At 59.4% G+C, this 12,499-nt stretch carries 12 protein-coding genes and 2 pseudogenes; 6 read left to right on the top strand and 8 right to left on the bottom strand.

Features of this window, described 5'->3' with window-relative positions; genetic code table 11:
- The first annotated feature begins 121 nt into the window (after positions 1-121).
- A complete protein-coding gene (locus AC07UX_RS19100) occupies positions 122-919 on the top strand; it encodes an enoyl-CoA hydratase/isomerase family protein (RefSeq protein ID WP_495193562.1) in 798 nt (265 codons plus the stop codon).
- A 74-nt stretch (positions 920-993) separates the two neighbouring features.
- On the top strand, positions 994-2,007 hold the full coding sequence (locus AC07UX_RS19095) for an NADP-dependent oxidoreductase (protein ID WP_495193561.1): 1,014 nt from the start codon (positions 994-996) through the stop codon (positions 2,005-2,007).
- Positions 2,008-2,206: 199 nt separating this feature from the next.
- Here the strand turns inward: AC07UX_RS19095 and AC07UX_RS19090 are convergent.
- A pseudogene (locus tag AC07UX_RS19090) lies at positions 2,207-2,430 on the bottom strand (IS3 family transposase); the annotation flags it as partial.
- Between the two features lie 387 nt (positions 2,431-2,817).
- Here AC07UX_RS19090 and AC07UX_RS19085 point away from each other — a divergent pair.
- Entirely contained in the window at positions 2,818-3,225 is a 408-nt protein-coding gene (locus tag AC07UX_RS19085) for a hypothetical protein (protein ID WP_495193560.1), read from the top strand.
- A gap of 343 nt (positions 3,226-3,568) precedes the next feature.
- Here AC07UX_RS19085 and AC07UX_RS19080 read toward each other — a convergent pair whose 3' ends face one another.
- Positions 3,569-4,216 carry a TetR family transcriptional regulator gene (locus AC07UX_RS19080; protein WP_495193559.1) on the bottom strand — a complete coding sequence of 216 codons (648 nt, stop codon included), beginning with the start codon at positions 4,214-4,216 and terminating at the stop codon, positions 3,569-3,571.
- A 308-nt stretch (positions 4,217-4,524) separates the two neighbouring features.
- Between AC07UX_RS19080 and AC07UX_RS19075 the strand changes: the two genes are divergently transcribed.
- Complete coding sequence (locus AC07UX_RS19075) at positions 4,525-4,812, top strand: hypothetical protein (protein ID WP_495193558.1); 288 nt, start codon at positions 4,525-4,527, stop codon at positions 4,810-4,812.
- 297 nt (positions 4,813-5,109) lie between these two features.
- Here the strand turns inward: AC07UX_RS19075 and AC07UX_RS19070 are convergent, their stop codons facing one another.
- The 3 genes and pseudogenes from AC07UX_RS19070 to AC07UX_RS19060 form a co-directional block, all read right to left on the bottom strand.
- Positions 5,110-5,286, bottom strand: coding sequence for a hypothetical protein (locus tag AC07UX_RS19070; RefSeq protein WP_495193557.1), 177 nt, complete (start codon positions 5,284-5,286; stop codon positions 5,110-5,112).
- 10 nt (positions 5,287-5,296) lie between these two features.
- Positions 5,297-5,527 carry a hypothetical protein gene (locus tag AC07UX_RS19065; RefSeq protein ID WP_495193556.1) on the bottom strand — a complete coding sequence of 77 codons (231 nt, stop codon included), beginning with the start codon at positions 5,525-5,527 and terminating at the stop codon, positions 5,297-5,299.
- Positions 5,528-5,616: 89 nt separating this feature from the next.
- Positions 5,617-5,808: pseudogene (locus tag AC07UX_RS19060) on the bottom strand (hypothetical protein); the annotation flags it as partial.
- Positions 5,809-6,431: 623 nt separating this feature from the next.
- Here AC07UX_RS19060 and AC07UX_RS19055 point away from each other — a divergent pair.
- Positions 6,432-8,636: a TonB-dependent receptor gene (locus tag AC07UX_RS19055; protein ID WP_495193555.1), complete on the top strand. Its 2,205-nt coding sequence runs from the start codon at positions 6,432-6,434 to the stop codon at positions 8,634-8,636.
- Positions 8,637-8,728: 92 nt separating this feature from the next.
- On the opposite strand, the gene AC07UX_RS19050 is transcribed toward AC07UX_RS19055, so the two are convergent.
- Positions 8,729-9,394 (bottom strand): TetR/AcrR family transcriptional regulator, encoded by a 666-nt coding sequence (locus AC07UX_RS19050; protein ID WP_495193554.1) that lies wholly within the window; start codon positions 9,392-9,394, stop codon positions 8,729-8,731.
- Between the two features lie 88 nt (positions 9,395-9,482).
- Here AC07UX_RS19050 and AC07UX_RS19045 point away from each other — a divergent pair, with 88 nt between their 5' ends.
- A complete protein-coding gene (locus AC07UX_RS19045) occupies positions 9,483-10,355 on the top strand; it encodes an SDR family NAD(P)-dependent oxidoreductase (protein ID WP_495193553.1) in 873 nt (290 codons plus the stop codon).
- 131 nt (positions 10,356-10,486) lie between these two features.
- Here the strand turns inward: AC07UX_RS19045 and AC07UX_RS19040 are convergent, their stop codons facing one another.
- Both AC07UX_RS19040 and AC07UX_RS19035 read right to left on the bottom strand, forming a co-directional pair.
- On the bottom strand, positions 10,487-11,236 hold the full coding sequence (locus tag AC07UX_RS19040) for an SDR family NAD(P)-dependent oxidoreductase (RefSeq protein ID WP_495193552.1): 750 nt from the start codon (positions 11,234-11,236) through the stop codon (positions 10,487-10,489).
- 64 nt (positions 11,237-11,300) lie between these two features.
- Positions 11,301-12,086, bottom strand: coding sequence for an SDR family NAD(P)-dependent oxidoreductase (locus AC07UX_RS19035; RefSeq protein ID WP_495193551.1), 786 nt, complete (start codon positions 12,084-12,086; stop codon positions 11,301-11,303).
- Positions 12,087-12,499: the final 413 nt, after the last annotated feature.

Here is a 12,499-nt window from a genome sequence, read left to right as displayed (position 1 = left end):
AATGTCAAGCACGCCTGAGGACGTGCGCAAAGGCGACGATCCCAGCAAGGTTGACACTGATCCAAAGCTGGCTAATCGATGTCGCCAATTTTATTGTACGATCAGCTTATTTGGAGGCGCTATGGCGGATTATCGCGCAATCATCGTCGAGAAGGCGCCCGCCGTGGATCATTTGACCCTTAATCGGCCATCGCGCTTGAACGCACTGGACCCAGTTATGGTGGACGAACTGACCGCATATTTCCGGGAAGTTGAATCCGACCCATCTGTCAGAGTGATCGTGATCCGCGGCGCTGGACGAAGCTATTGCGCAGGGCTCGATCTCGATACGGCGGTCGCAGATGGCGCCAGCGTCAGCGCGATTCTCGACGGCCAACGCAAAATTGCGAAGATATTCCTGCAGATGCGGCGGATACCACAAATTATCGTCAGCCTGGTCCATGGCCCTGCATGCGGCGGCGGCTTCGCCATGGCTTTAGCATCCGACATCCGCATCGCCGGTAATTCCGCAAGAATGAACGCGGCCTTCGTACGCCTCGGTCTGTCCGGTTGCGACATGGGCGTTTCCTATTTCCTGCCGCGCCTGATCGGCGCGTCGGCGGCAGCCGAACTGCTTCTCACCGGCAACTTTATCGATGCGCAGCGCGCGGAGAGTCTCGGTCTCGTCGCGCGCTGCGTGTCCGATGCAAACCTTTCGGAAGCCGGCGAAACGATGGTCGCATCGCTTCTGCATGCTTCCCCGATCGGACTGCGCCTCACCAAGGATTGCATGAGGATGAACCTCGACGCCCCATCCTTGGATGCGGCAATAGCCATGGAAGACCGTAACCAGACGTTGTGCGTTGCATCGGGCGAATTCCGCGAGGGCATTGCGGCCTTTCTGGAGAAGCGCAGCCCCCGCTATCCGGCGCCGAACTGATATGCGTACGCGGCGCTGCGCGACATCTGAAAATTTTCCCGCCTCAGCGGGGATAAGCCGAACGGAGAAGGTGCATGAAAAATCAGCAGTGGATCTTAAAGAACCGGCCTTCTGGCGCCGTAACGCCTGCCGATATCGAATTAATCGAAACGCCAATACCTCGGATCGATGATGGCAAAGTTCTGATTCGCAACCTTTATCTATCTCTCGATCCGACCAATCGGCTGTGGATGAGCGATCGTGAACAGTACCTTCCCCCCGTAGGGCTTGGTGACGTCATGCGCGGCGTGACCATTGGCGTCGTCGAGGAAAGCAGGACCGACCGCTTCAAGCCGGGCGACATCGTACAGCCGACTGGAGGAGGTGGCTGGCAAAGCCATTGCGTTCTAGATGTTAGGCACGTTGTCCCGGTTCCCCACCGTAAAGAAGTGCCGCTTACGGCCCATCTGTCGGTTCTGGGCACCACCGGATTAACCGCTTACTTTGGCCTCCTCGATGTCGGGCGGCCAGTTTCAGGGGAAACCATAGTCGTTTCGGCCGCGGCTGGCGCGGTAGGGTCTATAGTTGGCCAGATCGGGCGCATAAAGGAATGCAAGGTCGTCGGTATCGCCGGCGGAGAGCGAAAATGCAGTTGGCTAACCCAGGATTTGGGATTCGATTCCGCGATCAATTACCGTAGCGGCGATGTCGCGAACGAGCTGGACCGGATTTGCCCGAACGGGGTCGATGTCAATTTCGAAAACGTTGGCGGACCGATCATGGATGCTGTGTTCAACCGCCTCAACAAGGACGGCCGCATGATCCTTTGCGGTATGATCTCCCGGTACAACATGGATGGGCCGATGCCGGGGCCTACCGATTTTGGCCGGATTCTCATGCAGCGCCTCACTGTAAGGGGCTTCGTCGTCATCGACTACCTAAAGCATGCCCGCGAAGCACTGGGCGAACTGAGCCAGTGGATCGCGGAGGGCCGGATCAAATGGAAGGATCATGTCGTCGAGGGGCTCGAGCAGGCTCCCGATGCGCTGGACCGCCTGTTCACCGGCAATCACGACGGCAAGCTCATAGTTCGAATAGCGCATGGTTGATGCACAGCCAGCTACGGCAGTGCGTCCGTCGTCTCGCCCAAGATCAACTTAGAGAGGGATGACATTTGGCTGTTTCAAAGGAATTTCCTTGAGACTGAATTTCTGTTTCAAGATGCTGACTGTAGATGGGAGGCCAGCGAGCATGGCCGAGCCCTATTCGATGGACCTGCGCGAGCCTGTTGTATCGACAGTACTGGATAAAGTCCGACACCCTCAGCATGTTCGGCGCAGGCGCATGTAACTGACGGTGACCTGATCGAGCGGACATGGCGCTGCCTTGTCGCTGATCGTCGTCTTCACCCGCTTGCCCCGGATCACGTCCTGTAGGCCCAGATCACACATCAGCCGTTCGACCGTGCAACGGGCAATATCGAAGCCCTCGCGCTGCATCTGACGCCACACCTTGCGCACGCCGTGAACCTTGCCAGTCGATCAGTGCGTGGCCGGTCGGTAGGCTGACGTCCACGCTGATCCTTGAAGCCCTATTGCCGGCTGAAGTCGAGGTGAGCCTGCAAGCGTGCAAGGATATTGAGCTGGAACGCCGACAACTCACGGCCAATAGAAAGCACGGCTTGAACGCGCGAGATGTGAAACTGCGCTCGCGCGCCACCGTTGCGAAGTGGTAGATCCGGATAACCGAGTGGTTGCCCAGACGCTGGAACGGAACTGAAAGCTGCACTCGCGGCCGAGCAGTCGCTGGCAGTCGAACGGCGGCGCGCTTTAGCGCAAGAGCCCGAACGCCTTACCCAAGCCGAGCATGCTATACGACAACTCGCACAAGATGTCCCGGCGTTGTAGAGCAGCGCATCAATGACAGCACGCGATCGCCAAGCCATTGTACGTATGATGCTGGAATGCGTGAAAGTTATCGTCGGGGGTGAAGCCGAGCGCGCTGGACTCGTCAACCATTGGGTGGGTGGCACTGTGACGGAACATGCGTTCACACGACCGGTCCGGCGGTTCGAGCAACTGGAGAACTTCTACAAGTTGCTTGCCCGGGTAATCGAACTGCGAAGCCAGGGAGCAACCGCGCAGATTATCGCTGACGCGCTCAATACTGAGGGTTGGGCGCCGCCCAAGAAGGATAGCTTTAACGCTTTTATGATCCATCGCCTGCTCCAGCGGCGTGTGGGCTTGGCACGACACGCCCTATCTGGTCGAATAATATCCCCCCGGCGGAACAACAGCGAAATGACCCTCCAGGAATATGCCGATTGAACGGGAGCGCACCGGCAAACCGTCTCGGTTGGCTCCGGCGCGGCCGGATCAAGGGAAGGCTGGCTAAGGTTGGAACCCAACGCAACTGGCTCGTAGATTTTCAAAACCGCTCAAAGGAATCTGCACTGGAGAGTCCTCATGAACACAGGATCGAGCGGGTCTTTGCAAGCTTAATCACCTGATGCGAAAAGCCGCAGAACGCACCCACGACGCAACCTGGCGACGCATCGGCTCTGCTCGATGCCTTCAGTCCAGCCGAATGAAGCAATCACCTGCGCAACTCTGAATACTCAGCAAACTAATGTCATCCCACTCTAGAACCGCCCCGAGCCCGGGTCCGGCACTACTTTGTCAATCCCATGCCATGCAGGAACAGGTTGCTCACATGGGCCGTATAGCGCTGCTTTATCTCTTCAGTAATCTTCGGGCTCCCAAGCGTATCGGGTGCGGTATAAGCGGCATGGAAGAGGTGGTCGCACGCCCCCACCAGGCTATGATACAGCATTCCCGGATCCACCCAATTGAAGATCCCTTCCTCCACCCCCTCGCTCACTATCTGGCGATAGGCCGCGACCATTGGCTGCACGTAAATTTCCGAGACTCGCTTACTGGAAGACGGCTCTCCATATTCGATCATGAAATGGATCAAGCGATTAAGGTAGGGTGACCGGAAGTAAGCATTGATAATGCCGCTAATATGAATCTTGAGCTTACGATCCGCCGAAACCGGCATGCCCAGCAGATGATCGAGCGAAGCCATCGCATTGTTGGCGTCGCGCTCCAGCACTGCCAACAACAGTCCATCCTTATTGTTGAAATAATATTTGATGAGTGCCGCACTCAACCCGCAATGCTTGGCAATGTCGCTTAGAGAGACATCCATCGCGCTGCGCTCGGCGAGCAGCGACGCCGTAGCGTCGAGCAGCAGGCTCTTCGAAATGTCCGATTTTCTCTCACGAACAGCGCCCGCGACTTCCGAATTGCGATGCATTTCCACCATGGTAAAAACTGAGGTTGATCGCGATCATTATCGCAAAAGCCCCACCCATGCAACCGATGTAACAATATATTGATCACTTAAATGGGAAACATGTTATTGACCGAACACGCAGTAGAAGGTGCATGTTGCTGCAACCGGGGCAGATGCATCGTAAAAGCAATCGTAGTGACCGGTGGCTTGTGCGTCCTGGCAGCGGCTGTATCAAAAGCCTGGTGACCGCAGGGCACGATGTGGTGGGTGGACTTCGCAATCGCTCCTGAGACAACCGGCGCCGACTTTCCGACGTTGCAGGCTCGATCTTGCCGACCCTGTTGCCACCCAGCGGGTTCGACAAAAACGGACAGTTCGACGGTCTCGTCGACATTGTCGGCGGCTTTGTCTGGTTACCGCGACTCACGCGGAGCCGGCCGTATGGCAACGCATTTTTTGAGACGAATTCGCACACCGAAGTAAATATCGTTTCGGCGTCATCGCGCCTTGTGCTTGCATCAGAGAACCGGCGCATCGTCAACGTCGGAGCAGATGCCGCGTTGGAAGCGAAAATTGGAATGGGCGCGCGGCATCCAATGCCGGCATTCACAGGCTGACGGAAAGCCTGGCCGATGAACTCGCCTAGCAGACGTGGTGCTGCCCCCCGCCCCCCGATCGGGTTCTTTCCAACCGCTTGCTAACCGCCGAGCCCGCAACCGTCGGCTGAAGCAGTTCGATCTGCGTACCGGCGGTGCCCTTCTCGCCCAGCGTGTTGACAAAGCAGACACGCACCTGCCGGCTTTAGAGCGCGAAAGGCTCGGTCACGCGCATCTCGCCTTTGTAGAACGCGATCAAGGCGTCGAAGTGGGGCTGGCGACGCCGATGTGGTTGAGGCTACCGAGCTTCATGTCAGATTACTCCACGTTCCTGATGACCATGGCGATGCCCTGCCCGCCGCCAATGCACATCGTGATGAGGCCGTACTGGCCGCCAGCGCGCTTCAGTTCATAGGCGCCCTTGATGGTGGGCATGCAGCCCGTCACACCGACCAGGTTGTCGGTAGAGACGGCCGAGCCGTCGGGATTGATCACAACCTAGCACCTAGGCGACGGCGCGGGCCTGCGCGGAGAAAGCCTCGTTGCTCTCGATCACGCCGATCTGCTCGTGGCCGAGTCCAGCGCGCTTGAGCGCGATTGGCACGGCTTGGATCGGGCCATCGCCCATGGAGGCGGGATCGACGCCGGCATGGCCCCAGGCGACGATGCGCGCGAGCGGCTTGAGGCCGCGCTTCTCGACTTCGGCCCGGTCGGAGCAGCACGGCGGCAGCGGCACCGTCTTTGATGCCGATGACGCGGCTGAGCATCTCGTCCTTGGCTGGTCGGCATGACTTGGCCGATCACAATATGCCCGACCGCCTCGGGCTCGATGCCCGCACGCTTTGGCGCCTCGGTTGCGACGAGCTCGCCAAGCTCGGCGGGCATCAAACTATTGAGCGGACCGCCGAAGTCGCCGACTGCCGTGCGCACGCCGCTGACAATGAAGACGTTCCATGACTTGAGTTCCCAATCCCTGTTTTCGAATGTAGGTCTTATTCGGCTTCCGCCCGCGATCATGGTACTACCAATAAGGAGACAGACTGGCCGCCGTCAGAGTGGGACGTCGTGAAGCAGACCGGAAGCTATTCCGAACAGCCCCGCAGATAGGCCGAGACACTGGATTGCGAAGCGGATTTCGCCGCTGACTTCGTTTATGCGTAGGAACTCAATCTGCGCAACGAGGCATCGGTGACGCCTGGTGCGAGAGCCCTGCCGGATCTGCCCGCGTGAAATTGCAACCAGCGCGCATCCGCCTCACCGACAGGGAAATCTCGATAGACCTCTTCGAACGCGACATCGCCCCATATCGCTTGGCAACAAAACGGCGATCGCCCCTTCGACGCTGGCACCACTCTTATCCAAGCGATACGCGCATTTTCGACCGAACGTGGATTTCGAAACTCCTTCAGGCGTCCCGGGCAATCTTCCGTCCTTAGGCCGCTTCGCGCGCAAGGAACACGCCTGATCGATCAGTTAGTAAAGAGCGCCAGCTGCCGACCGCAGGCGCTCCGCTTCGTCCCGTGAACCCTGAATGGTATTTGCTCTTGCCGAAAAATGAATCGGATGGTATTTCATTAGTCACTTAATAAATTAGAGATGCGCCGATACCGGTTCGGGCGCGCAGGTGGGAGGGAGATGCGATGAAGGGTAAAACCGTGCGCAATCTAATGATTGCGGCCAGCATTGGTGCGGCGGCATGGGCCAGTGCCGCCGCTGCTCAGGAAGCGACGCCGGACCAGGGTGCATCGCCGCCCACAAATCAGGGACTGGCGGATATCGTCGTAACGGCCCAGAAAAGGTCGGAAAGCGCCCAGCGGGTGCCGGCAACGATCACGGCGCTGTCCACCGACGCGATCGAGACGCGCCAAATTCAGAATGTCGCCGACCTTCAGACCCAGATTCCTTCCATGGTCGTTAACCGCTTCTTCGGAACGAGCGTCATCGCCATTCGAGGCATCAGCACAGGGACGACTTCGGGCACCGAAGACCCATCGGTCGCGACACATATCAACGGCGTGTATCAGCCTCGTTCGCGTAGCGTAGACTCCGCGATGGTCGATCTGGAACGAGTGGAGGTACTGTCCGGCCCGCAAGGCACGCTGTACGGGCGAAATGCCACGGGCGGCGTCATCAATTACGTACTCAAGGGGCCTAGCGAAGTCTTCGAGGGAGAAGTGACGGGCCGTATTGGTAATTATGACCGTTATGCGATCCAGGGGCGTGTGTCGGGACCGATTTCGGACAGCGTCGGCTTCCTGCTGTCCGGCATCTACGACAACCAGGACAAGGGCTTCACCCGCAACCTGTTGGAAGGGGCGCCGCGCAAAAGCTTTGAGACGAACAAATCGCTGGGAGGACGCGCGGCGCTGGCATTCACGCCTTCCGACACCTTGCGCTTCGACGTCGAGGCGATCTATCTCAATTCGAAGACCCGCCCGGTTTCGGCGGTTTTCGAGCCGACCTCCGATCCCCGGCTCGCCCAGCAGTCCTTGCGCCCGCACCGGACCTACAGCGACCTCGACGGCTTCCAGGAAAGCGATTATTTCCAGACGGACGGCACCCTGACCTGGGATCTTTCGGACAACGTGACGGTCAAGTCGATCACGGCATACCAGACGTTCAAGGACAGGATGCGGCTCGATGGTGATTCTAGCTCGTTCTACGGCGTTTCGACGGATACCGATAGCAAGACGTCGACGTTCACCCAGGAAGTCAATATCACGACGTCATCGTTCAATGATCGCCTGAAATCCATATTCGGCGCATTCTACTTCCATGACAAATATCGCGGAACCAGCGATACCGACTTCTTTATCGCAGGCCCCGGATTTTTCTTCTCCACATATACGAAGCAGAAAGCTGAATCCTACGCATTCTTCACCGACCAGACCTTTACCGTGGTCGATGGCCTGAGGTTGGTCGGCGGTATACGCTATAACAATGACAGCAAGACGGCGACCCAGTCGGTGACGACGCCGAACCCCGCCTTCAACTACGGACTGGCGACAAAAAGCCGTTCCGACGAGGCATGGACGCCGAAAATCGGTATCCAATTCGACGTGACCGACAAGATCATGCTGTACGGGCAATGGTCCAAGGGCTTCAAGTCCGGTGGTTTCGTGGCCAACAGCCCCGGCGACGATTTCGCTCCTGAACGGATCAAGGGGCCGGAAGTCGGCATCAAATCGCAATTGTTCGACAACCGGATTCGCCTCAATGTATCAGGATATTACTATAAGTATTCCGACATCCAGGTGCAGAAGGTGGTTGGCGTCGGCACCTTCCTCGTCGAGAACGCCGCTTCGGCGAAGATCTACGGTGTGGAAGCGAGTCTGAATGCGCTGATAACCAACAGCCTCAGCCTTGACGTCTCGGGGCTGCTCCAGTCCGCCAAGTACACAGACTTCCTGAACTGCGACCAGTCGGCGTTTCCGGGTGCCTGTTCAGCGCTCGACCCGCGGCCCGACGATGCCAGCCGCCTGACCGACGTTTCGGGCAACTGGTTGAATCGCGCCCCGCCCTATACGCTCAATGTTGGCCTGGAAAATCGCTTCGACCTGTCGGGAGGAGGCTCCATCGTCGTGCGGGGAGAGACGTTCTTCAGCGGCAAGGTCCACTTCGACGAATTCGCCAAGGCCGCTGGAACCCAGAAAGCCTACAACGTCCAGAACGCCTATGTCACGTTCACGCCGGCGAACGACCGCTTCACAGTCAGGGCCTTTGCCAAGAATATTGGCAAGACCGACTACAAGGTCTTCGGTTTCTACCAGTCTTCGTCCTCGCAATATCAGGGGACATGGGCCGCGCCGCGCACATATGGCGCGGAAGTGACGATGCGCTTCTGACCGTCCGATCCAGAACTGCCCTGGGGGATTACAGGATGCTTCGCGTCGCTTCGGCTGCCCGACGTCCCATGATCCGCCAGGGCGACCTGCACCTAAGCCGCCGCCTCCCCCACCGGGCCCGTCAGTATCGCATAAACGCAATCGAGCAGCGCCGCGACCGCCTCGTCACCCCAGTAACCATGGTTGCCGGCGTCCGACTTGATCGCAGGTTCCCGGGCCGCCAGAATGGCCTGCATCGTCAGGCCCGCATAAAGCAGGCGGCGGTCTATGGTGGCCTTTGCAAGGGGAGCCAGCAATCGCCGGGTATGCGCGATGCACCGCGCATAGGCAGTCGCGTGGGCGGGGCGGATCGTCTCGTCGAACAAGGGGCGGCGTTCGGCCATTACGTTCGAGAGGAACCGCAGGTACGTAGTCTCGCCGCCGGCATAGACCGCGTCGCTGGGAAGCACCAATGCGCGGACCACCGCACGCAGGCCAATGTCCCTTTCCTGTGCTTCGAAGCCATCGAGCATCGCGTGTCGCTGCGTGTCAATTGCGTCGGCGCCATCGATCAACAATTCGCGAATCAGGTCGTCCTTGCTGCCAAAATAGTAGTGAATCGCCGCCGCATTGCGCTGGCCGGCGGCTTCGACGATCTGGCGCATGCCGATCGCCGCGATCCCGTGTTCGGCGAACATGCGCTGCGCGACGCGCTTGAGTTCGAGCCGCGTCGCGCCGCTTCGCTCGGTCTGGACGACCTTCCTCGGATCGCTATTCAAGGCACTGTCCGGAACGGCATTGACAAGTCTCCATGGCGGGATATTAAAGCGATCGTATTAATAAATCGGCGCATGTCAAACGTCACCGATGGAGACGATGCGGTTCGCGGCAGATCGCCGCGATCACACGCCAGTCAGGGGGATACCTGCCCGCCGGCCCGGTATCGATCGATTTTCGGATTACCAGCCATGTTTGCTCATAAAATGGAGAACGAGGATGACGGGAAGAGTCGAAGGCAAAGTCGCGCTGATATCCGGTGCCGGCGGCACCAAGGGACTGGCGCTCGCACAGTTGCTGGTCAGCGAGGGCGCCAAGGTTTTCGTCACCGATGTAGATGAGACCCGCGTCGATCAAGTCGCCGCGCAGACCGAACGTCCCGAGAACGTCCGACACATGAAGCTGGACGTGGGCGAAGAAGCCGATTGGGCCCGCGCTGTCGACGTCATCAGGCAGACCGAAGGCAAGATCGATATCCTGGTCAACAGTGCCCGACTGTTCGGCGTGGGGATGCTGGATGAACTGAGCATCGATGAATGGCGCCGCTACACCGCAGCCAACCTCGACGGCACCTTCCTGGGCGTCAAAGCGGTCCTGCCGATGATGCTCGCGGCGGGCGGCGGCGCGATCGTCAACGTCGTTTCGATCGCGGCGCTGCGCCCCACCAACAATACGCCCAACTACAGTGCGTGCAATGCCGCCGCGATGAACCTGCTCAAGACGATCGCGATCCAGTACGGCCCGCAAGGTATCCGGGCCAATGGCGTCATCGTCGGGTTCTCGGCCAATTCTCCCGTGGGCGATGCCCATGAAGTGGCCAAGAGAGTGGTGCCGCTTGGGCGGCCTGCGAACGGGATGGACATCGCCCGCGCCGTTCTATGGTTCGCTTCGGATGATTCTTCCTACGCCACGGGATCGAGCGTCGTGCTCGACGGTGGATTGACGCTTGAACTTAGACTTTAGTTCGTTTGAAAGCGCGAGACTGCCCAGCCGGCTTCGGCATCGATCGGGCGCGACAGTAATCCACCGCCCGGTAACATGCGCCGGCAGGGTAGGGTCACCGTTTTTGGGACGGCAACCGTACCCTGCCCCGGTCAACCCGCTGTCTGCCCGCCGTCGACTGGCAGCGCGATGCCGGTGATGTACGAGGACTGATCGCTGGCGAGGAACAACATGCCGTTCGCGATTTCCTCGGCCTGCCCCACGCGCCGCATCGGAACCAGATCCCGCAGATACTCGTAGGCTCCCGGGTTGTCCGCGATACCCTGATCCATCATCGGCGTCTTGATCGTGCCCGGGCATAGGGTATTGGCCCGGATCCCTTGGGCTGCATATTCCAACGCGACGGAGCGGGTCAGGCCATAGACACCGCTCTTGGCGCCGCTGTAGCTCGCCAATTGGGGCGTGCCAATCAGGGCTGCGGTCGATGCGACGTTGACGATCGAGCCGCCGCCGCCAGCAAGCAGAACCGGGATCGCATACTTCATCGTCAGGAACACGCCGCGCAAGTTGATGTCGACCATACGGTCGAAATCTGACTCCGGCGAATTCGCAAGCAACTGCATCGGCGCATTCGCACCGGCGATGTTGCAAAGGATATCCAAGCCGCCAAATTCGGTTACGGCGCGATCGATCACCGCCCTGACCTCTTCGCCCCTGGCGACGTCGGCCTGGACCGGAACGGCCCTGTCGCCCAGTTCCCGGGCGGTGGCATCCTGCTGGCCCGAGATATCGACCAGGACAAGATTGGCGCCTTCGCGGTGGAACAGGCGCGCAGTCGCGAGGCCCATCCCCGATCCGGCGCCGGTGAGGATGGCGGTCTTTCCTTGTAGCAATCCACTCATGGTCTGTGATGTCCTTGCTTGGTCGATGAAATCGTCGAGGGCGCGGGGCATCCCGCCCCGCAGGTCACAGCAGCAGCTGCCCGCCATCGATGACCAGTTCGGTCCCGGTCACGTATCGGCTGTCCTCGCTGGCGAGGTAGATCACGGCATTGGCTATGTCGTCCGGCGCGCCGGCGTAGCCCAGCGGCACCGTCTGGGCGGCCATCGCGTCGAGATCGATGGCGGTGGAGGCGTCCCCGCCATTGAGGGCGCCCAGCGCATCCCAAGCCGGGGTGACGACTATGCCGGGATGGATGGAGTTCACGCGGATTCGCGTTCCGCCCTGGGCGCATTCCAGCGCCGCGACCTTGGTCAGCTGCGCAATGCCCGCTTTGCTGGCGCAATAGGCGGACATATTGGCATAGGCCTTCCTTGATGCCGCAGACGACAGGTTTATGATGGAGCCGCCCCCGCTCGCGGCGATGAGCGGGATCGCATGCTTCATTCCAAGAAACATGCCATCGACGTTGATCGCGAAGATCAGGCGAAACGTGTCGTAGCTCGTTTCGGTAAGCGGCGCGGGACGTCCGATCCCGGCGTTGTTGAGCAGGACATGAAGCGCACCATATTCATCACGCACCTGCCCGATGGCGGCGATCCAGGCATCTTCGCGCGTCACGTCAAGAGCGATGAAGCGCGCCTGTCCACCGGCGGCCTCGATCGTGGCCACCGTGGCCTTGCCCCCCTCCTCCTGGAGATCAGCCACGACGACGCTCGCGCCCTCCACCGCGAGTCGCCGCGCGCAGGCTGCACCGATACCTTGCGCCGCGCCGGTGACGAACGCGACTTTTCCTTCCAGTTTACCGGACATTCTGCATCTCTCTCCTTTCACCAGGCGCTTGCGCCTGCGGATTAGGGGGCTCGTGGAACCGAGCTCCATCCATCCGTCACTTCGGGCAAATATATGGCAATGATTTTGCTCGAATCGGCCATCATGATATATGCAAAAGTATTATGCGCAATCCTGCATGCGGATATTTGTCCAGCAAAAATGACGGCATTTCTCCTCGCGCCGGCCGCGCAGCGCAGCGCGCTATCAGAAGGCGCTAAAACGCCAGGGCGAGCGGAACATCCTGCGCTGCGGGGCCAAGGAACGCGCAAAACGAGCATCAGGGCCTAAACTTTAACTGATGCTGTTTATCTATTTCATTATGAAATCTCCGACTAGATAACCTGCCGACGGTTGGCGCGCGGTCGGAAAGGAATTATTGTTCTGAGTAGCCC

The organism is Sphingobium sp. GW821-FHT02B05 (assembly GCF_059421905.1).
Note: the sequence above shows the minus strand (reverse complement) of the source record. Positions and strands in the feature narration are given on the sequence as shown.